The 24903-nt window shown below is 31.2% G+C and carries 20 protein-coding genes and 1 other annotated feature; of the genes, 18 read left to right on the forward strand and 2 right to left on the reverse strand.

The window, feature by feature from the left end; genetic code table 11:
- Positions 1–17 precede the first annotated feature (17 nt).
- Positions 18–818, reverse strand: coding sequence for a carbon-nitrogen family hydrolase (locus ACJDUH_RS03510; RefSeq protein WP_406763768.1), 801 nt, complete (start codon positions 816–818; stop codon positions 18–20).
- A 142-nt stretch (positions 819–960) separates the two neighbouring features.
- On the opposite strand from ACJDUH_RS03510, the gene ACJDUH_RS03515 reads away from it, so the two are divergent.
- Both ACJDUH_RS03515 and ACJDUH_RS03520 read left to right on the forward strand, forming a co-directional pair.
- Positions 961–2166 (forward strand): exonuclease SbcCD subunit D, encoded by a 1206-nt coding sequence (locus ACJDUH_RS03515; protein ID WP_406763769.1) that lies wholly within the window; start codon positions 961–963, stop codon positions 2164–2166.
- Complete coding sequence (locus tag ACJDUH_RS03520) at positions 2163–5300, forward strand: AAA family ATPase (RefSeq protein ID WP_406763770.1); 3138 nt, start codon at positions 2163–2165, stop codon at positions 5298–5300. Before ACJDUH_RS03515 ends, ACJDUH_RS03520 begins: the two co-directional genes overlap by 4 nt.
- Here ACJDUH_RS03520 and ACJDUH_RS03525 read toward each other — a convergent pair.
- Entirely contained in the window at positions 5293–6228 is a 936-nt protein-coding gene (locus tag ACJDUH_RS03525; RefSeq protein ID WP_406763771.1) for an AEC family transporter, read from the reverse strand. The genes ACJDUH_RS03520 and ACJDUH_RS03525 overlap by 8 nt on opposite strands.
- A 229-nt stretch (positions 6229–6457) precedes the next feature.
- On the opposite strand from ACJDUH_RS03525, the gene ACJDUH_RS03530 reads away from it, so the two are divergent.
- The 16 genes from ACJDUH_RS03530 (at position 6458) to ACJDUH_RS03605 (ending at position 24819) form a co-directional block, all read left to right on the forward strand.
- Positions 6458–6946, forward strand: a complete 489-nt coding sequence (locus ACJDUH_RS03530) for a thioredoxin family protein (protein ID WP_406763772.1) — start codon at positions 6458–6460, stop codon at positions 6944–6946.
- Positions 6947–7050: 104 nt separating this feature from the next.
- Positions 7051–7356 (forward strand) — a binding site (T-box leader).
- 88 nt (positions 7357–7444) lie between these two features.
- Positions 7445–8734, forward strand: a complete 1290-nt coding sequence (gene aspS, locus ACJDUH_RS03535) for an aspartate--tRNA(Asn) ligase (protein WP_406763773.1) — start codon at positions 7445–7447, stop codon at positions 8732–8734.
- 198 nt (positions 8735–8932) lie between these two features.
- Positions 8933–9772, forward strand: a complete 840-nt coding sequence (locus tag ACJDUH_RS03540) for a cyanophycinase (RefSeq protein WP_406763774.1) — start codon at positions 8933–8935, stop codon at positions 9770–9772.
- On the forward strand, positions 9753–12368 hold the full coding sequence (gene cphA, locus ACJDUH_RS03545) for a cyanophycin synthetase (RefSeq protein WP_406763775.1): 2616 nt from the start codon (positions 9753–9755) through the stop codon (positions 12366–12368). Before ACJDUH_RS03540 ends, cphA begins: the two co-directional genes overlap by 20 nt.
- A gap of 124 nt (positions 12369–12492) precedes the next feature.
- Positions 12493–13335, forward strand: coding sequence for a 4-(cytidine 5'-diphospho)-2-C-methyl-D-erythritol kinase (gene ispE / locus ACJDUH_RS03550; RefSeq protein ID WP_406763776.1), 843 nt, complete (start codon positions 12493–12495; stop codon positions 13333–13335).
- A gap of 119 nt (positions 13336–13454) precedes the next feature.
- The gene (locus ACJDUH_RS03555; protein ID WP_406763777.1) at positions 13455–13646 is read left to right on the forward strand and encodes a CLC_0170 family protein; all 192 of its coding nucleotides are present in this window, start codon (positions 13455–13457) and stop codon (positions 13644–13646) included.
- Positions 13647–13680: 34 nt separating this feature from the next.
- Positions 13681–15141, forward strand: a complete 1461-nt coding sequence (locus ACJDUH_RS03560) for a spore germination protein (RefSeq protein ID WP_406763778.1) — start codon at positions 13681–13683, stop codon at positions 15139–15141.
- 45 nt (positions 15142–15186) lie between these two features.
- Positions 15187–16287, forward strand: a complete 1101-nt coding sequence (locus ACJDUH_RS03565; protein WP_406763779.1) for a GerAB/ArcD/ProY family transporter — start codon at positions 15187–15189, stop codon at positions 16285–16287.
- Positions 16268–17455, forward strand: a complete 1188-nt coding sequence (locus ACJDUH_RS03570) for a Ger(x)C family spore germination protein (RefSeq protein WP_406763780.1) — start codon at positions 16268–16270, stop codon at positions 17453–17455. Before ACJDUH_RS03565 ends, ACJDUH_RS03570 begins: the two co-directional genes overlap by 20 nt.
- Before the next feature lie 67 nt (positions 17456–17522).
- Positions 17523–18257, forward strand: coding sequence for a stage II sporulation protein R (gene spoIIR / locus ACJDUH_RS03575; protein ID WP_406763781.1), 735 nt, complete (start codon positions 17523–17525; stop codon positions 18255–18257).
- A gap of 107 nt (positions 18258–18364) precedes the next feature.
- A complete protein-coding gene (gene ypeB / locus ACJDUH_RS03580; protein WP_406763782.1) occupies positions 18365–19735 on the forward strand; it encodes a germination protein YpeB in 1371 nt (456 codons plus the stop codon).
- A 113-nt stretch (positions 19736–19848) separates the two neighbouring features.
- The gene (locus ACJDUH_RS03585; RefSeq protein ID WP_406763783.1) at positions 19849–20880 is read left to right on the forward strand and encodes a D-alanine--D-alanine ligase family protein; all 1032 of its coding nucleotides are present in this window, start codon (positions 19849–19851) and stop codon (positions 20878–20880) included.
- Between the two features lie 21 nt (positions 20881–20901).
- Positions 20902–21315, forward strand: a complete 414-nt coding sequence (locus ACJDUH_RS03590) for a YwiB family protein (protein ID WP_406763784.1) — start codon at positions 20902–20904, stop codon at positions 21313–21315.
- Positions 21316–21361: 46 nt separating this feature from the next.
- The gene (locus tag ACJDUH_RS03595) at positions 21362–22312 is read left to right on the forward strand and encodes a sigma-54 interaction domain-containing protein (RefSeq protein ID WP_406763785.1); all 951 of its coding nucleotides are present in this window, start codon (positions 21362–21364) and stop codon (positions 22310–22312) included.
- 382 nt (positions 22313–22694) lie between these two features.
- On the forward strand, positions 22695–24305 hold the full coding sequence (locus ACJDUH_RS03600; RefSeq protein WP_406763786.1) for a CTP synthase: 1611 nt from the start codon (positions 22695–22697) through the stop codon (positions 24303–24305).
- A gap of 169 nt (positions 24306–24474) precedes the next feature.
- Positions 24475–24819, forward strand: coding sequence for a hypothetical protein (locus ACJDUH_RS03605; RefSeq protein WP_406763787.1), 345 nt, complete (start codon positions 24475–24477; stop codon positions 24817–24819).
- The last annotated feature ends 84 nt before the right edge of the window (positions 24820–24903 follow it).

The raw sequence follows: 24903 nt of genomic DNA on the forward strand, positions 1-24903 counted from the left end.
TAGCTTTGTTTTACAGGCTATTTTGCCTCACTACATTTTTTTGCAGTAATATCTTTATATAATTCTTCTCGTCTATCTCTTTTTATTGGAAAGTGGTCTCTAAAGCGTAAAACCTCATTTATGTCTATTTCTGCTATTAACAGCTCTTCTTTGTCGTCTGCCACGGCTATAATATTTCCAATTGGATCTATAATAAGTGAGTCTCCATAATATTCATAGCCATTTATGCGGCCCATAACATTAACACCAGCGATGTAACATTGATTTTCTATTGCCCTTGCCTTTAAAAGGGTAATCCAATTATCCCTGCGGGATTTTGGCCAATTAGCAGCTACTGTAATTAAGTGGCACTCTTTAGAGGCTATTTGAAAAATCTCTGGGAATCTTAAATCGTAGCAAATAAAAGGTGATACCATAAAGTCTCTAATATGAGTATATAATATAGAATTACCACCTACATAATACTTATCTTCAAAGCTATAGGAAAATGGATGTATTTTAGCATAGCTTAGTATTTCTTTATTATCTGGAGAAACTATTGTAAATCTATTTTCACATTTCTCATTAACTCTTACTACATGGCCAAAACCAATATAAAGCCCGTAATTTAGGGCCTTATCTTTAAACCAATTTATAGTTTCATTATTATCTTCAGCAATTTCTTTAGTATTCATTGAAAAACCAGTGAGAGTCATCTCAGGGAATATAATTAAATCACAGGACTTATCTTTAGCACCTTTTATAAAGCTCCAGCACTTTTCTTTATTTTTTTCTTTATTTTCAAATTCAACTCTCATTTGAGCTAGGGCAATCTTCATTACACACCTCCAAGATTATCATACTCTACTTATATTATATCAATTTATATGGAAAATTTATATCACTTTCATTTCCGCTTAAAAGGATTTATGCTATAAATAGCGAACATATAATCTATAATGGATATGGAGAGTGAGCATTATGAAAATAATTCACACAGGGGATTGGCATATAGGAAAGATCGTTAATGAGTTTAGTATGATAGAAGATCAAAAATTTGTTTTAAAAGAATTGATTGAAGTAGTAAAGGAAGAAAAGCCAGATGCATTAGTAATTTCAGGGGATCTATATGATAGAAGTATACCTCCGGTAGAAGCGGTTGAGCTTTTAAATGATGTGCTAAGCAAGATATTACTAGAACTTAAGGTACCAGTATTAGCTATAGCAGGTAACCATGATAGCTCTGAAAGGCTTTCTTTTGCAAGTGAGATACTAAGCAAAAATGGCTTATACATTGCTGGATTATTTGATGAGAATATAAAAACAGTAACCATAGAGAAGGAAGATGAAAAATTAAATTTCTTTTTACTGCCTTATGCTGACCCAAAGGAAATAAAGCATATATATCAGGATGAAGAAATTCAAACTCATGATGATGCAATGAGAAAAGTCGTGAAAATTATTAATAAAAAGTTAAATAAGGATGAGAATAATATTCTAGTTGCCCATGGATACGTAACCTTCATGAGTGAGGTAGCTTTAGATGGGTCAAATAATGAAGAAAATAAAAGAGCTGGCCTTGAAATTTCTAGTTCTGAAAGACCACTTAGCATAGGAGGAACAGATTTAATAAATGGAAGGCATTTTAACGCCTTTAATTATACTGCCCTTGGACATCTACATGGCCCACAAAAGGTTGGCAGTGACAAAATGCGATATTCTGGCTCTATATTAAAATACTCCTTCTCAGAAGTAAATCATAAAAAAGGTGTAGTTGTTGTAGAAATAAATAAAGCTGGTGAGGTTACTGCACTGCATAAGGAGCTTAAACCTAGAAGAGATATGAGAATTATAAAAGGGCCTATTAATAAACTAATTAATCCAGAGGTTTATAGGAATGACAATGTGGAAGATTATATCTACGCTATTTTAACTGACGAGGAAGAGTTAATTGACCCTATAACTAAACTAAGAGCAGTGTATCCAAATATTATGGGACTGCATAGAGAAGAAGGCAGAGAAAAGGAAGAAAGTAAAACCTCTGCAGCTACAGGCTTTCAAAATAAATCTAAGAGTAAGTTATTTGAAGAGTTTTATGAATCAATAACAGGGAGAAAGCTAACGGAAAATAAACTAAGTTTAATAACAGAAATTATTGAGGATGCTGATAAGGAGCTGAACAAATGAGACCAATTAAATTAATCTTAAGTGCCTTTGGCCCCTATTCTGGGACGCAGGTGATTGATTTCACTAAACTTAAGGATAAAAATATATTCTTAATTACCGGGCCTACAGGTGCAGGGAAAACAACTATTTTTGATGCAATAAGTTTTGCGCTATTTGGAGAGGCTTCAGGAAGCAGCAGAGATAAGGATAGCCTCAGAAGCGACTTTGCCTCCATAGAAAGGCCCACCTTTGTGGAGCTGGAATTTGAACTTAGGGGAAAGAGATATACAGTAATAAGATATCCTCAGCAGGAAAGAAAGAAGCAAAAGGGGGAAGGAACTGTATTTAAAACTTCAGAAGCCTCCCTTATTACTCCAGAAGGGGAGATTATAACTAAGACAAATGCAGTAGATGAAAAAATTAATAATATTATGGGAATTAATAAAAATCAATTTAGACAAATTATTATGCTTCCGCAAGGAGAATTTAGAAAGCTCCTTGAAGCTGAAAGCAAGGATAGGGAAGTAATCTTTAGAAAAATCTTTGGAACTGAGATTTTTCAGTTAATTCAACAAAAACTTGATAATCTGCAAAAAGATTTTTATAAAAAAATAAAAGATGAGGAAACAAAGAGGGCAGTTCACATAAAAAATATTGATCCTGGCATGGGTGAGGACTTAATAAAATTAGTTAATGCTGATTACTTAAATATAATTGAAATAATTAATAAAACTAAGGAGCTTATTTCACTTGATAATGAGGAAGATAGAAAATTAAATGAAAGCATAAAGCTCATAAAACAAGAAGAGATTAATTTTCAGCAAAAGATAAATAAAGGAGAGGAAATAAATAACAAATTAAAAGAAAAGCAGGAAGCCTTTAATTCTTTTATGCTTCTTAGCTCTGAAGAAAAGGATTATAAGCGAAAGGAAGTAAACTTAGCTAAAGCAAGAAAGGCAGCTCAAATTAGTTTAGTGGAAAACACCTTGTTAGATAGAGAAAATAATTTAAATATAAGAGAGAATGATTACAAAATATCAGAAAACAATTTAAAGGAAGCTCAGAAAAAGGCTGCAGTATTAGAAGAGAAACTAAAGCTTGAGGAAGACAAACAGAAGGATAGAGCAAATATTAGTGAAGAGATAGTAAAGCTTAAAGATAGGGAAACAAAGGTTAGAGATTATGAAATAAAGTGTTTTAATATAATTAATATAAGAAAAGAATTAGCTATAAAGGAAAGCACTTTAGACAAATTCAAACAGGAATTAAATAGAAATAAGCTGGATTTAGAAAGCTTGAACAAAAGTTTATTAGAAATTAGTAATAGTGAAATAGAAAAGGCAGAAAGCTTAAAATTAGTAGATGAAAAAATGGTGGTATTGGATAAACTTAGGGACCTTAGGAATAAAATAAATGAATTCTTATCAAGTGAGATAAGGCACATAGCTGAAGCAGAAAGCTATAATAACTTTGAAGCAAAATTTTTAAAATACAAGGATAATTTTGAAACCATGCAGGATAGGTTTCTTAAGGCTCAAGCAGGTATTTTGGCAAAAGACCTTAAGGAAGGCAAAGAATGTCCAGTTTGCGGTTCTACTCTACATCCAAGGCCAGCATTACTTATTTCAGAGGTTCCTTCTTCTGAAGATTTAAAAGAAGCTAAAAGTACTTATGAGAGTAAACAGCAGGAAAAAAATGAAAGGCTTAAAAAGCTTGCTAACCTTTATGGAAAACTTGAGTCCAGCCAAAAAGAATTAAATGAAACTAAGGAGAATTTAATAAATATTTTTCCTAAGAATATATTTGAATTTACAAATGAGGAAATAAAGAAAGAAATAAATGATAAAGGACCAAAGCTTAACATTGAAATTGAAAAGCTAGAAAATAAAATTATAGAATTAAAGAGCAAAATTGATAAAAAGTCAAAAACTGAAGATAGTATTGCAAAGCTTATAGAAAGTATTAAGCTTAGAGAGGAAAAACTTCCAGAGCTGGAGGAGGGGTACAAACTTTTATTTGTAAAAGCAACTAGTGAACAGGAGCTTATAACTAATCTAGAAAAAGAAATTCCTGCAGAGCTTCGTTCCAGCAAAAAATTAATTATGAAGGTTGAGGAATTAAAATTACAATTAGAAAGCTTAGAAAAGTCCTATAAAGAGGCTCAAGAAAGGCTTAATGAAGCGATAAATTTATATCATTCATGTAAAGCTGATATGGAAGGAAAAGCAAGTAACATAAAGCTAGCTTATGAAGAAGTATCAAAATGGAAAAAAGCACTTAATGAGAAACTGCTGGAATTTGATTTTTCCTCCTATGAGGATTATAAAGAAAATAAGCTTATAGATAAGGAAATAGATCTATTAGAAAATGATATAAATAGTTTTTATAAAAAGTTGCAGTCTGCAGGTGATGTATATAAAAATTATGAAAAGGTATGTGAAGCTCTTATGGAGATTGATGTTAATTCCTTGAAGGAAGCCTTTACAGAGCTTACCGAAAAGGAAAGTAACATAGCAGATGCTGAAAAGAAAATATATTCAAGAATTAAGAATAATAAAGGCGCTCTAAAAGAAATTGAAGAAATAACAAATAATATAAGCAAAGATGAAGAAAGATGCAGCATAATAAGTGATGTCTCAAGAACTGCCAATGGCTTTAATGAGGAGAGAATAACCTTCGAAAGATATGTACTTGCTGCATATTTCGATGAAATAGTTTCTGCAGCTAATACTAGACTTAATAAAATGGCTGGAGGAAGATTTATTCTTAAAAGAAAAGAAGAAAAAGGAAAGGGAACTAAACAAGAAGGTCTTGAATTAGAAGTCTTTGATAACTATACTGGTAAGTCCCGTCATGTAAAAACTCTCTCGGGAGGTGAAAGCTTTAAGGCTTCCTTGGCACTAGCCTTAGGCCTGGCAGATGTAGTTCAAGCACATGCGGGAGGAATAAGTCTAGATACTATGTTTGTAGATGAAGGCTTTGGAACCTTAGATCCAGAGTCCTTAGATAGTGCTATTGAGTGCCTTATAGACCTACAAAAGGGTGGCAGATTAGTTGGAGTAATATCCCATGTCCCTGAATTGAAGGAAAGAATAGATGTCAGACTAGAAATTACCCCAGCTAAAGAAGGAAGCAAAGCTGAATTCATTATATAAGTACTCTGTAAATTGGTATAAAAATCAGGCTTAAAATAGTTGTAATGGCAATCATAACTGCAGCATATTCATAATCGGCACCATATTCCTTTGTGACTATAGCTGCATTTGCCATTACAGGAAGTGCTGCTTGGATTGTAAAAACATCTTTCATTATAAGCGGAGCAGAAAAGAGAAGCGCAAAGCCATAGGTAACTAAAGGAGAAACGAAAAATCTTCCTAATATTATAAACAGCATATCTTTATCAAATTTAAAATTTTTAAAACTAATTGAGCTGATAACTATTCCAATAAATAACATGGATAATGGTGTGGTTAAGTTTCCTAGATACTTACAGCTGTCAATTATAAATTTTGGCAGGTGAATATTTAAAATTATAAGTATTAAAGCAGAAATAAAGCCAATTAGTGGAGGTGTAAGTATTCTTTTTAGTGTTTCTTTGTTAAAAAGAGACTCTTTCTTAGCCCCTCCATCCTTACTTATTAAATTTACACCTAAAGTCCAGAATATTGTTGTATTGGAAAAGTAATAGTATAACACATAAGGAACACTTTGTTCTCCAAAAAGAGCAAGGTTTACTGGAAGACCAATAAAAATAGTATTTGAAAGAAAGAACATGCATTGAAAGGTACCTCTTCTTTCTGGTGCTACTTTTAAAACCTTTGTAAAAACAGTGCTTAATAGAAAACACACAATCATTGAAACAAAAGGTATAATAATACCCTTGCCTGCATGAGTTATATTTTCCTTTGTGAAATTTTCCAGCATATTTGAAAGCATAAGTGCAGGTAATGAAAGATTAACTACAATCTTTGAAAAAAGTTTAGAGTCTTCTTCCTTAAACCAGCCTTTTAAGGCTAGAATATAGCCAATGCTTATCATTAGTAAAATACTTAAAATACTCTGCATTGCATTTAATAAAACCATGTTAGTTACCCCTTAACAATTAAGTAAGAAATTTATAAAGATTTCCTTATTATACGTTGCGTCCACATTCATTATGTCATAGTTTAAGGCTTATTGTACAGTAAAAATAAGGAACTAATTTAAAGCTTCATTTATTGAAAGTAGTTAAATTAGACAAAAAAATATTGATTAATTATCTCTATTGTAATACATTTTATATATAGAAATTAAGTTACAGGGAGTGATAAAAATGATAGAATTATCAAAAGGTATGGATTTTAAAGGTTATCTTAATAAAAATTCAAAAGAGGAAAGTGAAAGACTTGTTAATAATTTAGATAAAATTGAGCTTTCAAAAGAAGTCTACGACGCTGCAAAGGAAATTAAGGAAAATGTAAATGTTGTGGTCTTTTCTGAAGGCTACTGTCCTGATTGCATAGCTACTCTTCCTTTTATAAAGAGATTAAGTGAGGTAAATGATAAGATTAAAGTATTTTATTACGGCTTAAAGGGCAACGAGAAGCTTTTAGAAGAATATACTGGAACCTCTAGAATACCTACAATAATGAGTTTTACGGAAAATATGGAACCAAAGGGAGCATACATAGAAGTTCCTGCAGAACTTTCTGAAAAAATGGCTAGACTTTCAAATGATAAACAAAAGGAACTTGTAACAGAATACAGACAGGGTAAATATAACGATCTTATTGAAAAAGAGCTAATAGGGATTTTAAAGTAAATTTTAAAATAGTATTATAAAAATAAATAAGTTTTATAAATATTTTCGTAAAGAATAATTGACAATTAGTATGTCAGATGATAGAATATTTAAAAAATAACAATAAAACAATGATGATAGGAAAAGTAGTTTACCAAATCTCTAAAGCGAGCTGGTGTGGGTGAAAGACCAGCAGAGGAAGTATAATGAAGGACATCCTTGAGTTGATTATCTGAAAATCCAATGGATTACTAGGGTAAAACGGAATTCCACCGTTAAAAGGATTAAAGCGAATCTATTTAATGATTAAGCAGGATGGTACCGTGGGTATTTGCACTCACTCCTACATGGAGTGGGTGCTTTTTAATATTCAATTCTGCCTATAATTATAGATTAAGAAGGGTGGCACCGCGGATTTATTCGTCCCTAAGCATTATGCTTGGGGACTTTTTTTATTTCTTCTTGGCCAAGAGCAATAAAAAAATAACAGTTTAAAAAAACTGAAAGGAAGGATTAAAAATGGAAAGAATCTTAGTGAAGGAATTAAGAAATTATGATGATAAAGTAATTATGATCTCTGGTTGGGTTCATAGAATAAGAAGGTTAGGAAAACTTGCTTTTATTATTGTTAGAGATAGAACTGGAATAGTTCAATGTGTTATTGATACTAAAAACATTGATATTAAAGGCTTAAAATTAGAAAGTGTTGTAGAGATAACAGGAGTGGTACAAAAGAAAATCGGAATAGATGAAGATGTAGAACTTTGGACACATTCCTTAGTGATTTATTCTGGGGTCAATGAAGACTTGCCAATTGAAATAAATAAGGAAAATTTAGAAATAAATATTGATACTATTTTAAATTATAGAGTTCTGGCTTTAAGAAATTTAAAAATAAATGCAATATTTAAGGTTCAGGCTGTTTTAGCGCAAGCCTTTCAAGGATATCTAGAAGGGGAAGACTTTACCCAAGTTTTTAGTCCGAAAATTGTATCAGAAGGTACAGAAGGAGGAACTGAGCTTTTTGAAATAAAATATTTTGAGAAGAAGGCTTATCTTGCACAAAGTCCACAATTTTATAAGCAAATGCTTGTAGGTTCAGGATTTGAGAGAGTTTTTGAAATAGGACATGTTTATCGCGCTGAAGAGCATAACACTATTAGACACTTAAATGAATATGTGAGCCTTGACTTAGAAATGGGTTTTATTAAGGATGAAAGAGATATTATGAATTTAGAAGGAAAGCTTCTTAAATTTATGTTCAATTCTGTAAAAGAAAAGTGTGGAAAAGAACTTGAACTATTACAGGTTAATATTCCTGAGATAGCTGATGAAATTCCTTCCATGAGACTATCTGATGCAATTGAAATACTTAAAAAATTCTATGGAAGAACTGACTTATTACATGATTTAGACCCTGAGGGAGAAAAGCAAATTTGTGAGTATGCAAAGAAATATCTAAATAGTGAGTTTCTATTTCTAACTTACTATCCACGTAGTAAAAGGCCAATGTATGCCATGCCGGCTGAAGAAAACTTAACTCACAGCTTTGACCTTTTATTTAGGGGCCTGGAGATAACCACTGGAGGGCAAAGAATTCATAATTATGAACAGCTTAAAGATAGTATTGCTTCAAGAGGATTAAAGGTAGAGAGCTTTAAGGATTATCTTCAAGTTTTTAAGTTTGGAATGCCGCCACATGGTGGCCTGGCCATCGGTTTAGAAAGGCTTACAGCACAGCTTTTAGGTTTTAAAAATATTAGAGAGGTTACATTATTTCCTAGAGATAGGGATAGAATTAGACCTTAATAGGTAATAAATTAAGATTTTAAATCAATGAGAATGGTGTATCCAATATTTACATATTGGATATATCTTTTTATTTTTTTGCATATTTTTTATAAAAAAATGCAAAATAAATGGGTAATGTAAAAAATAAATAATATGAATAATGTGTGAAGTTGTGGAAAGAATAACAGATACATGTGATTAGGGAAGTGGTTATGCTTGGATGAAGTTATAAAAGGCAATCTAATAATAATCGGAGGAGCTGAAGATAAAAAAGGCGGAAAAAACATTTTAAAGGAAGTTTGCAGCAAGATTGATAAGGAAAATGATGAATTAGTTATTGCTACCATCGCAACACAATTTCCAAAGGAAGTAGGAGCAGAATACAGAAACATCTTTGAAAGTCTTGGAGTAACTAATATTAATATCCTGGATATACAAGATAGAAAAGATGCTTGTGAAAGACAGAATATTGATATTATGCAAAAGGCATCCCTAGTTTTTTTCACTGGTGGTGATCAGCTTCGTATTACCAGCCTATTAGGTGGTACCCCTTTATTTAAGGTAATACATGAAAGACATGAAGATGGATGTGTATTCGTTGGCACCTCTGCAGGAGCATCTGTAATGAGTGACACAATGATTATTACTGGCACGGATGAAGAGGCACCTAAAAAATGTACATTAAAAATGGCTCCAGGTCTTGGACTTTTAAAAAATGTTGTTATTGACCAGCATTTTTCGCAAAGAGGAAGAACAGGAAGAATTTTAGTTTCTATCGCAGAAAATCCTGAAAGTTTAGGTATAGGTATAGATGAAGATACTGCTATTATGGTAAGCAGCAAAGGTGAATTCCAAGTTATAGGCTCTGGAGCAGTATATGTTTTCGATGGAAGTTCAATTACCTATACTAATGCCTCAGAACAATACCCTGATGAAATTTTATCCATGTTTGATATAAAAATGCATGTTCTTAAAAATGGCGATAAATATATCATAAATACAAAACAGCCTATTAAGGAGGAAATACAGCGTAAAAATGAAAATAGCAGACGTTAACATTTTTGAAGGGAGAAATATATATTCTCATAAAAAATGTATAAGAATGGATTTAGACTTAGAAGGCTATTGTGAGATTCCTAGCAATAAAATTGAAGGTTTTAATGAAGGCTTGCTTAAGCTGCTTCCTGAGCTTTTCGCTCATAGATGCGGAATTGACGAAGAAGGAGGCTTTGTAAAGAGACTTTGTGAAGGAACCTATTTAGCTCATATATGTGAACATTGCATTATTGCTCTTCAAAATAAAATTGGATTAGATGTGGTTTATGGCAAGGCAAGAGAAATAGAAAAGGATAATTATTATGTAATTTATCAATATGAATATAAAAATACAGCCATAGAGGCTGGTAAAATAGCTGTAGATATGATTAATTCACTAATTAAGGGAAATGACTTTAACTTTGATTTTAGACTTCAAGCCTTGACAGATATCCTTTCAAAAGAACAATTAGGGCCAAGTACCTTAGCAATTTGTGATGAGGCAAGAAAATTAGGAATACCTGTACTTAGGTTAGGAGAAAAAAGCATGTTTCAACTTGGATATGGTAAGTACAGTAAAATGTTGGAGGCAACTATTTGTGATGAAACTAGTGGTATTGCCATTGATATAGCTTGCGATAAGCTTCTTACTAAAGAAATTTTGCTCAATCAATGTATTCCTGTAGCTAGAGGAGGTAAAGTTGAAAATACTTTAGATTTGCTCCTAAAAGCAGATATTATAGGTTATCCAATAGTTGTTAAACCCAGATTTGGAAATCAAGGTAAGGGCGTTTTTGTTAATATTAGAAATGAGAAGCAGGCATTAGAAGCCTATAACTTACTAAGTAAAGATTATGAAGATATAATGATCGAAAAACACATTACTGGCAGGGATTATAGAGCATGCGTTGTTGATGGAAAAGTTGTGGCTGTAGCTGAAAGGATTCCACCATTCATTATTGGAGACGGAATTAGTAACATAAGAAAACTTATTAATGAGATAAATCAGGACGAAAGAAGAGGTATCGGCCATGAAAAACCACTAACAAAAATCAAGATAGATGACGCGCTTATTAGCTATATCTCCAAAGAGAATTATCAATTGGGCTCGGTATTAGAAATAGGCAAAAAGCTTGTTCTCAGGGAAAATGCCAATCTTTCAACTGGCGGTAATTCAATTGATTGTACAGATCTAATATGTGAAGAGAATATTGATATATGTAATAGGGTAGCTCAGGCCATTGGATTAAATATTTGCGGCATAGATTTATGCTGTAAGGATATTAGCATACCTCTTACAATGGAAGATGCTGTAATAGAGGTTAATGCAGCGCCTGGAATCAGGATGCATCATTATCCATGTAATGGTCAGGGAAAGAATGTTGCTAAAGCAATAGTTGAAATGATGTTTAAGAATAATGACAGGAGTATTCCTATAATTTCTATTACAGGAACAAATGGGAAGACCACTACAACAAGATTAATTGCACATACACTTTCACTTATGGGAAGCAGAGTTGGTATGACCACTACTGGTGGAATATATATAAACAATAAATGTATATATAAAGGTGATACCACAGGTTACACAAGTGCAATGACGCTTTTAACGAACAAGGAAATTGATGTTGCTGTTTTAGAAACCGCCAGAGGTGGCATCATAAGAAAAGGGCTAGCTTATGATTTGGCAGATGTTGCTGTAATTACAAATATTACTGAAGATCATTTAGGCATTGATGAAATCAATACGCTTGAAGATTTGGCCTATGTTAAATCCCTTGTAGGAGAGGCTGTTAAAGAAAATGGATATGTTATTCTAAATGCAGATGATGAAGTAAGCAAAACTATAGTAAATAGAATGAAAAGTAATATTATTTTTATATCAAAAGATAAAGATAATGTACTTTTAAGAGAGAATATTTCAAAAGGCGGTTATGGAGTATATACACATAATGGATATATATATGTAGAAAAGGATGATAATGCTGTCCCTTTAATAAAAGTAAACAAAATTAATATAACTATAAATGGAAAACTGAAGTATAACATTGAAAACTCAATGTGCGCCTGCGCAGCGCTTATTGGATTAAAAGTAAATTATTCTACTATTCGGAAGGGTTTATCCACCTTTTATTGTAATGAAGAACAGAATCCTGGAAGATTCAACATGTATTCTGTTAATGGTGCTACAGTTATTCTTGATTACGGACATAATATAGAAGGCTACAAGGCTGTACTAGAGGGAATAAAAGCAATAAAGCATAATAGGCTTGTTGGAGTAATTGGAGTACCTGGTGATAGACTTGACAGTAACGTTCTTCAGGTAGGAAATATTTCAGGCAACTATTTTGATTTCATATACATAAAAGAAGACATGGATAAAAGAGGAAGGAGAAATGGCGAAATCGCTAAGCTCCTTGAGAAGGGAGTTTTAAGCTCCGAGTTTAATCATAAAAATTTAGAAACTATTCTTGATGAAGTAGAGGCATTAGAAAAAGCTATTGATAAATCAAAACCTGGAGATATTATTATTATCTTCTTTGAAAAATATGAACCATTATTAAATTTAGTAAAAGAAAGAATAAATATAATAGAAAAACAGGAAAGTGCAAATTAAATTATTTTAGAATAAAGCTAGAAAATACCTAGCTTTATTTTTTTTATTATATTATACTAAATAAGAAAAATGAAGTGGGTTATCAAAATAGGACCTAAGTATTAAATTGGAAGGAAGAATATAAATGCTTATAAAGGCTTATGCTAAAATTAATTTATCCTTAGATGTTATAGGCAAAAGAGAGGATGGATATCATTTATTAGCAATGCTTATGCAGACAATTGATCTTTATGATATTATTAATATTAATAAGGCTTCTAAAGGAATAAGTTTGTCATCTAATAAGTCCTATCTTCCAAATGATGATAGAAATCTCTGTTATAAAGCAGCAAAACTGTTTATAGAAAAATATGAAATAAAAGAAGGAATTGACATCTATATTAAGAAGAATATTCCTGTAGCAGCAGGACTTGCCGGTGGCAGCACCGATGCCGCAGCCGTACTAAAAGCAATGAATGATATTTTTGAGGTTAATGTAAGTAATGAGGAACTAATGGAGCTAGCATTAAAAATAGGAGCGGATGTACCATACTGCATTATAGGGGGAACTGCTCTTTGTGAGGGTATAGGAGAAAAAGTTAAAAAGCTTAATAGTTTTAAAGACCATATACTCGTTGTAATTAAACCTCCTTTTGGGGTTTCTACTAAAGAGGTATATCAAAATTTAGATACAAGTAAAATATATAAACATCCAGATACTAAGCATCTTATAAATGCCATAGAAGAGGATGATTTGAATTATATTAGCAAAAATATGAAAAATGTTTTAGAAAATGTAACTTTAAGAAAGCATAATATATTAAAGGATATAAAAAATAGTATGTTAAAATATGGAGCATTAGGAGCAATGATGAGCGGAAGTGGCCCTACCATATTTGCATTCTTTGAAGATATGCTTAAAGCTCAATATTGTTTTGAAAAATTAAAACTAAAATATAGTGAAGTATACATTACTAGAACAATATAATTATTAGTTAGACAGGTTATAATCTCTTTTTAAGAGGTTATGCCTGTCTTTTTTATATGCATATTTTGGCTTATATATGAGAAAAATATGTCAGTAATAAAGAATACTGGAGGCAGACTATGCTTATTGTTGGTTTATTTACAAAGTATTTTTTAATATTGATGTTAGTCCAAGGCTACATAGTTGGTATATTGGATGCAAGATTTTTTTATAACAACAACATGAAGAAGACTGCTATAAAAGCTAGAATTTTGGGTATTGGTTTTATGATTTTAGGCATAGCATTATTTACTTTAAGAGAAATAATGTGAAATATATGGTGTGGAAAGTTGAAGGTGTTGCATTTTGAAGGAAATAATTAGAGACTTAATTTCTCCAAAGGTTGATGAGAATGTTGCCTATATTAAAGGTTTGTTAAAGGATACATCAGATATAGTTTATAGACAATTTAATATTGCCGAATGGAAGGCAGCTCTTATTTACATAGATGGAATGGCAGACAAATTTATTTTAGATAACTTTGTACTTGAATCTGTAATGCTTAAGAGTGAAAGAGTAGAAAATGTAATGCAAATTAAAGATAAGATACTTACAGTGTCTGATATGAAGCAGGTAATGAAGCTTTCTGAAGGCTTAAACGCTGTACTTTCAGGTGATTCAATCATGTTTATTGAAGGTCTGTCTGTTTTATATGTTATTGCAACTAGGGCTTGGCCAACAAGGGGAGTAAGTGAGCCTTCCGGTGAATCTGTTATTAGAGGAGGACGAGATGGATTTACAGAAACCATAAGATTTAATACTGCATTAATTAGAAGAAGAATAAAGGATACCAGACTTAAGATCGAGCCTAAAATTGTAGGTATTAGATCAAAAACAGATGTGGCTATACTTTACATAGATGATGTTGTTAATAAAGATGTTCTGGAAAAAGTTAAGTCAAGAATTCAAAACATAAAAATAGATGCAGTTTTAGATAGTGGATATATTGAGGAATTTATTGAAGACAATAAACTATCTCCTTTTCCCCAATTACAAAGTACTGAAAAGCCAGATGTCATTGCAGCAGGTTTGTATGAAGGCAGAGTAGCTATATTAGTTGATAATTCTCCCTTTTGTATACTTGCACCAGCAACTTTACCAAGTCTTTTTCAGACACCAGATGATTATTATCAAAGATGGATAAATTCATCAATACTTAGGCTTGTAAGATTTTCTGCAATTATTTTATCAATGCTTTTGCCATCACTTTATATTGCCGTGACTTCTTTTCATACAGCTATTATACCTACAAAGCTAGCATATTCTATCGCTGCTTCTAGAGAGGGAGTTCCTTTTCCGGCCTTTGTTGAAACCATAATCATGGAGATAGCCTTAGCATTTATATTAGAAGCAGTGGTAAGATTGCCTAAGGCAATAGGTTCAACAATTGGTATAGTAGGAGGATTAATATTAGGGCAGGCGGCAGTCAGTGCAGGAATTGTAAGTCCTATTATGATAATTATTGTATCCATTACTTCTATTTCTAGCTTTATTACTCCTAATTATGAGGTTAGCTCTGCTTTAAGATTATCTAGGTTGTTTCTCATAATATGTTCTTCAATAATAGGATTGTATGGTATAGCTATTGGCTCAATAATAATAATCATACATTTAGTAAAACTTAAAAGCTTTGGGATTCCATACTTATCACCACTAGTTCATCCTCATAAAAGAGATATGAAAGATACATTCATTAGAGCTCCTATAAATCTATTTAAGAGAAGACCTGAATTTATGGAAACCAAAGATAAAATAAGGCAAGAATAATTTATTACTTACACTGATTATACAGGAAAGTGAGGACTACTCTATATGAGCGAGAAAAGGTTAGTTGGCAAATATGGATTATTTTCAACTATAGTAGTAACGGTAATAGGTGTAGGGGTGTTTTCCTATCCTAGTTCTATGGCTCAACAAGTTGGAACTGATGGGTGGATTGTAACAATAGCTGCTGGTTTTATATGCATGGCATTGTTATTTATAATATATAAAATTGTAGATAAAAATGGGTTCATATCTTTTTATGACCTTACTATAAATACATTAGGAAAACTATTTGGGAATATCATAATATTGTTACTTTGTTTTTATTTTATTTTTTCTATTTCTATTGGCATGAGAATATTTGCTGAAGTAATAAAAATGTACTTATTATTGAAAACTCCAACAGAATTTATATTATTGGTGATGATTTTTACAGGACTATACTTGGTACGTACAGATATTTCTGTATTAGTTAAATTTAATGAAATATCCTTTGTAATTATGTTTGTACCAATGATAATAATTTTACTGTTTTCAACTAATAATGGGGACATTACAAATGTATTGCCTATATTGCAGCACTCCCCAAAAGAATATATAAGTGCACTAATAACTTCCACCTATGCTTTTGGAGGATTTGAAATTGCATTTTTAATTTTGCCATATATGAAAGATGTAAAGGAAATTAAAAAAACACTAATCAGCAGTATATCATTTATTACACTCTTTTATTTAGCGGTTGTAATCTTATGTTTAATGTTTTTTACAAAGGATCTTACTAAAGAGCTTATCTGGCCTACTATGGGTTTGGTAAGAGCTATCATGATACCAGGATCATTTATTGAGAGATGGGAAGGTATAGTAATGGCACTGTGGGTTTTTTATTATTTCACAACTTTTGTAAATATATTCTATTTTTCAGCAGAACTAATTAAAAAGAGCTTTAAGCTTGATGAAATAAAATTAACTGCTTTAATACTCTCACCAATTATTTATTTGCTAGCTTTATATCCTGAAAATATCGCCGAAATTTATGATATATCTAATAAAACCACCTTGTTTTTTGTTACCTTGAGTTTCATATTTGTGCCTTTTGTTTTATTGATATTTAAAGGAGGCAGAAAAAGAGGTGAGAAAAGTGAAGTATAAAAGAATACTGCCTATAATTTTGTGCAGTTTATTCTTAAGCGGATGTTGGGATAAAGTTGAAATTGATAGAAAATTATTTATAACAACTATAGGAATTGATCTAGGTAAAGATGCCGGCAATAATAAGGATGCAAAGGAAATTAAGCCCAATGACCCGTTTCAAGATAGAATTTCTTCTAAGAAGCTTTCAATAATCTATAGCTTCCCTGATATAAGCAGCCTTGGGCCTGGAATAACTAGTACTGCTAGGGATAAATACATTAACGTCGATGCTTCTTCTATGGAGGACGGAATAATTGAGGCTACTGGGAGAAGCAGCAGAAGTATATATTTAGGACAGACAAAGCTTATAATGCTAAATAGTGCAATTTTAGAACAGCCTGATATTTTTAAAGAAATATTAGATTATTTGGAAAGACACCCTTATTTGAACAAAATGATGAGGATTGTAGTTTCTGAAGGAAAGGCTGAGGAATTTGTAAAATTTCAACCTACCATGGAAAAAAATATAGAGAATTATTTAACTGGACTTATGGAAAGCAGTGAAAGTAATGCCTCAATTTTGCCAGTTACTTTAAATGAAGTAATAATTCTTCTTGGCCAGAATGGAAATGCAATTATACCTAAAATTAGCATGGATAAAGAAAAGAAGGATATTGTGCTTTCAGGAGTAGCAGTTATTAAGAATTATAAATTAAAGGGCTTTTTAACACCTGAAGAGGTTGCGGATTTAGAAATAATGAGGGGTAAAATCAAAGGTGGAAAAAGAGTGATTTATATGGATGGTCACCCAATTGATATAGAGATAAATGATATAGAAAGAAAAATAAAAGTAAGTGGAGATAAAAATAAACTTTTCTTTAATATTAATTGTAGGTTAGAAGCGCAGCTTATGGAAGGTTTTAAAGGAAAAGAGATACTTTCAAATACAGAACTTAATTCTATTGAAAAAAATTTTAGCGAATCTATTTCTAAAGAATGTAATATTATTGCTAAACTGTTACAGACTGAGTTTCAGGTAGATCCCATAAATTTAAGGGAATATGTGGAGAAATATAAGCCATCTCTTTGGAAGGGAATTAAGGATAATTGGGATGAAGCTTTTAAAAGTGCAGAAATTACAGTAAATGTTGATGTAAAAATCAGAAGAATTGGTGTTACTAAATAGAGATTGATGAATAATTTAGAAAAATATGGTAATAATTACTGACAAATAAGCAATATGGGGGATAAAAATGAAAAAATTTATATGTGTTGTTATTTGTCTATTCATAGGATATTCAATATTCTGGAGTGGCTTTTCAGTTAAAGGTCTGAAAGCTAACAATGTAAATAGTATGTCACTACAAAATTCAATTGAAAACAAAATTATACGATTCCATGTTATTGCAAATAGTGACAAAGCTGAAGACCAAGCTTTAAAACTGAAGGTTAGAGACAAAGTGCTTGAATATATTGCTCCTAAATTAAAGACATCTAAAAGTATAGAAGAATCCAGGCAAATTCTAATGCAAAACGATACTAACATTCAAAAAATAGCTGATAAAGTTATAAAGGATAATGGATACTCTTATAAATCAGTTACGATGCTATCAAAGGAAGATTTTCCAGTTAAGACTTATGGAAATATTACTCTTCCCCAAGGTGAGTATGAAGCCTATAGAATTATTATTGGAAATGGTTCTGGTCAAAACTGGTGGTGCGTAATGTTTCCACCCCTCTGTTTTATAGATATAACTAAAGGTGAAGTTTCATACAAGGAAACAGAAAAAGCTATGAAAGAGGTACTTTCACAAAATGAATATGAGGAAGTTGACAATACAAATTCACTTTCTAAGGATGGAAAGGAAGAAAAAAATACAAATAAAGATTTAGGAAAGGCTAACACTGAAAATGCAGGAAAAGATACCACAGAAAAGTTAGAAATAAGATTTAAAATTTTGGATGAACTTAAAAAATTATTTTCATAAATAATTAAGAAACTCGGCTTTATATGTCGAGTTTTTCTTTTCTTGGGTGAATAATAAAAATATAACTACAAATACTATGTGAAGAAATTTATGGGAGGTAAAGTCCTATGCAAATGACAAAAAAAAGAATTATATATACTATTGCGGTAACTTTAATTGTTGTATTCTCTACAACATTTGCTATTTTAATGACTTTAGAGAGAACTGATTATAGAAACTATCTTCAAAGCGAATATAGTAAGAATATGCATGAATTAATAACTTCAGTAGAGAATATTAGAGTAGATTTAAGTAAAGCAGCTATAACAAATTCCAGGGAAGAAAAAATAATAACCTTTGAAGAAATTTTTAGATACAGTGCTACAGCTAATGATAAGTTGCATTCACTGCCAATTCCACAGCAAAATATTGAGAGTACAAGTAAATTTCTGTCTCAAGTAGGAGATTTCTGTTACACTTTAGTTAAGGCTTCCTCTGAAGGAAAAGATTTAAGTGATAAGGATTATAACAATATTGACAATTTGAAACAAGAAGCCTTGAAACTACAAAATGATCTAAATGTGGTGTTAGCTGATATAAGTGAAGGCAGGGTAAAATGGGGAGAAGTTAGGCAAAAGGCAACTGGTGTATTAGCAAGCGGAAACGAAGAAGCAGTTTCCACCCAATTTGCAAATATACAAAAGCAAATTGCAGCATATCCATCATTAATCTACGATGGCCCATTTTCTGATAATATTATGGATATAAAACCTAAAATAACTGCTCAAGCTGAAGTTTCTTTATCAGATGCAACTAATGTTGTTTATAAAGTTATAGGAAAAGAAAATATTGGAAAGATTGATAATGTTCCTAATGAGGGAAAAACTAAGATTCCTTCCTATCGCTTTAATGTTACAATGAAAAACAGAAATGCTAAACAGAACACAGTTATATGCGAAATTAGTAAAAACGGAGGCAGGGTAGTTTATCTATTAGATAATAGATTAATTAATAATCCAACAGTTGATTTAAAAAAAGCTGCTGACATAGGAGCTAAATATTTGCTTAATTTAGGCTATAAGAATATGATTACTGCCTATACTCTAAAATATGATAATACTGCTATTATAAATTATGTATTTAAACAAAATGATATAGCAATTTATCCAGATCAAATTAAGCTAAAAATTGCATTAGATAATGGAAATATAATAGGAATTGAATCCGAAAAATATTTAGTTTCTCATGAAGAAAATAGAAAACTTAATACCCCTAAAATTTCTGAAACAGAGGCTGAAGCTAAAGTTAGTAAGAGATTAAGCATTTCTACCAAAAGGCTTGCAGTAATTCCAACAGCAACTAATACAGAAATTCTTTGTTATGAGTTTGCAGGAAGTTATAAAAATGATAAATTCATAGTTTACATTAATGCCCAAACAGGTTATGAACAAAGAATATTACAGATAATTAATACCCCAAACGGAGAACTTGCAATGTGAGATATGGTGAGCCACGGGGACGTTTCTCGTGGCTCATTTTTATGTAGCAATCTACTTGTATTATGATATAATGATTAATGAATAAATATTAAGATATACAAGGAGCTGAAAGTATGAAGAAAAAGGTTGCTGTATTATTTGGTGGTCAATCTACTGAACATGAGGTTTCAAGGGTTTCTGCTGCCTCAGTACTTAGAAATATCGATGTTGCTAAATATGACATATATCCAATTGGCATATCAAAAGAAGGAAAATGGTTTGAATATAATGGAAAAGTAGAAAATATAGAAAATGGAAAATGGGAAAGTGATGAATTTTACAAAGTGTCTGAAGGACAAAAAATATTATTTAATAATGAAGTTGATGTAGTATTTCCAGTATTACATGGATTATATGGAGAAGATGGAACTATTCAAGGTATGTGTAAGCTGTTAAATATACCATGTGTTGGACCTGGAGTTATGTCTTCAGCTATTTGTATGGACAAGATTTACACAAAATACCTTCTGGAGAGGTTTGGAGTAAGGCAGGCTGAATATGTAGTTGTAAATGCCTATGAATATGAAGAAGATAATAAAAAAATATTGAATAAAATTGACGAAACACTTAAATTCCCTGTATTTATTAAACCTTCTAACAGTGGATCTTCTGTAGGAATAACAAAGGCACATAACTTAGAAGAATTAAAGGAAGGTATAGTACTTGCATTAAAACATGATAGGAAGGTTCTAGTTGAAAGAGGGATAAATGCAAGAGAGGTAGAAGTTGCTGTATTGGGTAACGATTATCCTGAAGCGGCTGTCCCTGGAGAAATTATTCCAGCAAAAGAATTTTATGATTATGAGGCAAAATATAATAATGTAGCTTCAAAGCTTTTAATACCTGCTGATTTAGAAGAAGCAAAATTAGAAGAAGTAAAAGCAGCGGCTATAAATATATATAAAATATTAGATTGCGCTGGAATGGCAAGAGTGGATTTTCTTGTAGATAAAGATACAAAGGAAATTTATTTAAATGAAGTTAATACTATACCTGGTTTTACTAGCATTAGTATGTATCCTAAAATGTGGCAGGCTGCTGGTAAAAGCTATAGTAAGCTTATTGATGAATTAATAGAATTAGCAGTAGCTAGGAATAACTGTTAGTAAAAGGGAGGTAGTAAAATATTGAATAAAAAGGCCGTAATAACCATTTCAAGTCAGCAGAATAATGTGGAGGACAGTAGAATTGAAGTAGTTTCTCCTGGTGAATTTTATAAAGACAAGGAAGCCTATTGTGCTGAGTATGATGAAACTGAGATTTCAGGTATGGAGGGTACTAGGACTACTTTAAGAGTTGCTCCAGAAAAATTTACATTATTAAGAGTTGGTACAACAAATGCAGAGATGAATTTCCAAAAGAATGGCAATGCATTAACTATATATAATACCCCTTATGGAGTTATTGAAATGAAGATTGAAACATTAGATTTAAAAATCAATGTAGGTGAATCTGGTGGAGATATATTAGTTAATTATAATCTTATTATTAGTGGAGAAAAGCCACAAAACACAATATTGAAGGTTAATATTAAGGCATAAAGAAATACACAAAGCATTATTTAGAAAATACAAAGGGGGGGAACGCATGAGGACAATAGCTACTGCCAAATACAATTTTCATCATATTATTGGAAACAGCGAAGCCTTAATATGTTGTAAGGATAAAGCAGTAAGGGCCTCTAAAACTTCTTCCCCTATACTTATTTATGGAGAAACAGGTACAGGAAAAGAATTATTTATACAAGCTATACATAATAATTCGGATCGAAGTAATAAGCCCTTTATAGCACAAAATTGTGCAGCTATTCCCAGTAATTTACTTGAAGGAATACTTTTTGGAATAACAAAGGGAGCCTTTACAGGAGCTGAGGATAAAAAAGGCATATTTGAATTAGCAAATGGTGGCACCTTATATTTAGATGAACTCAATTCAATGCCTATTGAGCTTCAGGGGAAACTTTTACGAGTATTACAGGATGGTACTGTTAGAAGATTAGGCAGTTCTATAAATAAAAGCGTAGATACTAGATTAATAGTATCATTAAATGAATGGCCAGAGCTATTAATTGAAGAAGGAAAGCTTAGAAAAGATCTATATTATAGATTAAACGTAGTAAGAATTGATTTACCTCCCTTAAGATATAGAAAAGAAGATATACCTCTAATTACTGAATACTTTATTAAAAAATTTAATAAAAAATTTCATGCATCTATTGATGGAATAGATGCATCCTCCCTGGAAAAATTAATCTACTTAGAATGGCAGGGAAATGTAAGAGAGCTTGAACATGTAATTGAAGGTGTTTTTAACTTAAAGCAAAAGGGCAAAATAAATGATAATGATTTGGAGTATATTGGACTCAACATAGTAAATAGAAATATGTCCCTCAAAAGTAAAGTGGAAGAAATAGAAAAATCCTATATTAAAGAAGCACTTATTATTAATAAATACAACATTTCTAAGGCTGCTGATTTTTTACAAATACCACGGCAGACCTTACAAAGCAAGATAAAAAAATATAATATTCATAATTAGGGAAGAAATTAACTTCCTTTTTTATTTTTAAATTTGTAATTAATCCGAATTTTATGATTTTCATAATTTATTGGGGAAAAGGGTATATTATTTGATGATAATAGTGAAAAATAAGAGATATTACTAAATCTAGAAGCGAATATGGAGCTGTAAAAAGAATTGATAGCAAGCTTTAATAAAAATTTTGATGAAAAGCAAAAAAAATATAGCAAAAAATAAAAAGATATGTTATCATATTATAGTATTTTAAAAAAACATAACAATAATTCCATTTTATAGGGTAATTTCTATTATAATATGTGAAAAAGAACTTGTCAACTAATTTTTAAAAAAATACTAGGGGGTGAATATTGCTTCAAAAATACATTTGAAGTAATAGCTTATGAAAAATACAAAATATATATTCGTCACTGGTGGAGTAGTTTCATCACTTGGAAAAGGGATAACTGCAGCATCCTTAGGAAGACTTCTTAAAAATAGAGGAATAAAAGTTTCAATTCAAAAGTTTGATCCATATTTAAATGTTGACCCAGGAACTATGAGTCCTTATCAGCATGGTGAGGTTTTTGTAACAGATGATGGAGCAGAAACTGATTTGGATCTAGGCCATTATGAGAGATTTATTGATGAAAATTTAAGTAAAAACAGCAACGTTACCACAGGAAAGGTGTATTGGTCAGTTATTTCCAAGGAAAGAAAGGGAGATTATCTAGGCGGTACAGTACAAGTAATTCCACATATTACAAATGAAATAAAACAGAGGGTATATAGAGTTGCAAAGGAAAGAGAAATAGATGTAGTTATTACTGAAATTGGTGGAACTGTTGGTGACATTGAATCACTTCCTTTTTTAGAAGCGATTAGACAGATTAAATATGAAGTTGGAAGAGAAAATGTATGTTTTATTCATGTGACTCTTGTTCCATATTTAGGAAAGGCCGGAGAACTTAAAACTAAGCCAACTCAACATTCTGTTAAAGAATTAAGAGGTATAGGTATTCAACCTGATATAATTGTTTGTCGTTCTGAAAAACCTCTTTCTGAGGATTTAAAAGGCAAAATAGGATTATTCTGCAATATCGATGGAAGATCGGTAATTCAAAACCTTGATGCAGAAAATTTATATGAAGTACCACTAATGCTTCATGAAGAAGGTTTAGATACTCTCGTTTGTGAAAAACTTAGTCTTCCATGTGGGAAAATAGATAACAATGAATGGATAGCTATGGTAAAGAAAATAAAGAACTTATCTAACAATGTAAATATTGCATTGGTTGGAAAATATGTAGAGCTTCATGATGCTTACATATCAGTTGTAGAAGCACTAAATCACGGCGGTTTAAGTAATGATGCAAATGTAAATATAAAATGGATAAATTCAGTTGACTTAGATAAGGAAAATGTAGGCACCTTACTAGCTGATGTGGATGGAATTTTAGTACCTGGTGGATTTGGTGACAGAGGTATTGAAGGAAAAATAGAAGCAATAAAATATGCTCGTGAAAACAAAGTACCTTTTCTTGGTATATGTCTTGGAATGCAGTGTGCTGTAATTGAATTTGCAAGAAATGTATTAGGCTTTAAAGATGCACATAGCTCAGAAATAAATCCAGAGACAAACTACCCAGTAATAGATTTAATGCCAGATCAAAAGGATATAGATGAAATGGGCGGCACTATGAGGCTTGGCTTATATCCATGTAAACTGTCAAAGGAAAGCTTTGCTATAAAAGCCTATAATGAAGACTTAATATATGAAAGACATAGACATAGATATGAATTTAATAATGAATATAGAAAACCACTTACTGATGCTGGTTTAATACTTTCAGGAACTAGTCCTGATGGAAGACTTGTGGAAATAGTAGAACTAAAAGATCATCCTTGGTTTGTTGGTGTTCAATTTCATCCTGAGCTAAAATCAAGACCAAATAGACCTCATGCACTTTTTAAAGATTTTATAGAAGCTGCTATTAAAACTAAAACAAAATAATAAAAAAGATTCTCTTTTGAGAATCTTTTTTTTATAAACTTGCAAAATTACATGTCGAATTAAAAATATGCCCTTAGACAAAGTGAAGTATTTTTTTTGAAGGAATTCCTTAAGATTTATAGAATTATTATATTAAAATAAATTAAAAAATATTTTGGAGGCGAGAAAGGTGCTGATTAATTCTAAAATAAGCATTGCATTAAAGAACGCCTATGATCAATATGAAATTAAAGAGATATCTATATTCGAAATTGAGAAGCTGGAAAAGGCTTTTCCCTGCATTCAGATTAATTCTAAAGGACATAAGCAATTTAGTTTTACAATAAAATGCCCTTTATGTGGAGAGGCACATTATTATAAATATAATATAAATGATTTTCTTAAAAGAGAAGTAATTATTGGTGGCTGCGAAACTTTGGGAGTACCTCTTTTTTATATTGGTAATGAAAGTAAAGTGCATGAAAGAATTAATAAGGTCAATGAGCAAAAAAGTGATTTAATAATTATGCTTTGAGTGAATAAATTCACTCTTTTTATTTTAAAAATAAAAAAATGGATTAAAATCGTAAAATAGTATATAATGTATAAGGTATTACAT

Source organism: Candidatus Clostridium radicumherbarum (assembly GCF_045310525.1).
Classification (GTDB): domain Bacteria; phylum Bacillota; class Clostridia; order Clostridiales; family Clostridiaceae; genus Clostridium_AT; species Clostridium_AT radicumherbarum.

Coding starts and splice junctions, on each gene's coding strand:
- ACJDUH_RS03565 (WP_406763779.1), top strand. CDS start 15,187: ATGAGCGAGAAAAGGTTAGTTGGCAAATATGGATTATTTTCAACTATA.
- aspS (WP_406763773.1), top strand. CDS start 7,445: ATGGAAAGAATCTTAGTGAAGGAATTAAGAAATTATGATGATAAAGTA.
- ispE (WP_406763776.1), top strand. CDS start 12,493: ATGCTTATAAAGGCTTATGCTAAAATTAATTTATCCTTAGATGTTATA.
- ACJDUH_RS03600 (WP_406763786.1), top strand. CDS start 22,695: ATGAAAAATACAAAATATATATTCGTCACTGGTGGAGTAGTTTCATCA.
- ACJDUH_RS03520 (WP_406763770.1), top strand. CDS start 2,163: ATGAGACCAATTAAATTAATCTTAAGTGCCTTTGGCCCCTATTCTGGG.
- ACJDUH_RS03530 (WP_406763772.1), top strand. CDS start 6,458: ATGATAGAATTATCAAAAGGTATGGATTTTAAAGGTTATCTTAATAAA.
- spoIIR (WP_406763781.1), top strand. CDS start 17,523: ATGAAAAAATTTATATGTGTTGTTATTTGTCTATTCATAGGATATTCA.
- ACJDUH_RS03595 (WP_406763785.1), top strand. CDS start 21,362: ATGAGGACAATAGCTACTGCCAAATACAATTTTCATCATATTATTGGA.
- ACJDUH_RS03515 (WP_406763769.1), top strand. CDS start 961: ATGAAAATAATTCACACAGGGGATTGGCATATAGGAAAGATCGTTAAT.
- cphA (WP_406763775.1), top strand. CDS start 9,753: ATGAAAATAGCAGACGTTAACATTTTTGAAGGGAGAAATATATATTCT.
- ACJDUH_RS03585 (WP_406763783.1), top strand. CDS start 19,849: ATGAAGAAAAAGGTTGCTGTATTATTTGGTGGTCAATCTACTGAACAT.
- ypeB (WP_406763782.1), top strand. CDS start 18,365: ATGCAAATGACAAAAAAAAGAATTATATATACTATTGCGGTAACTTTA.
- ACJDUH_RS03555 (WP_406763777.1), top strand. CDS start 13,455: ATGCTTATTGTTGGTTTATTTACAAAGTATTTTTTAATATTGATGTTA.
- ACJDUH_RS03510 (WP_406763768.1), bottom strand. CDS start 818: ATGAAGATTGCCCTAGCTCAAATGAGAGTTGAATTTGAAAATAAAGAA.
- ACJDUH_RS03525 (WP_406763771.1), bottom strand. CDS start 6,228: ATGGTTTTATTAAATGCAATGCAGAGTATTTTAAGTATTTTACTAATG.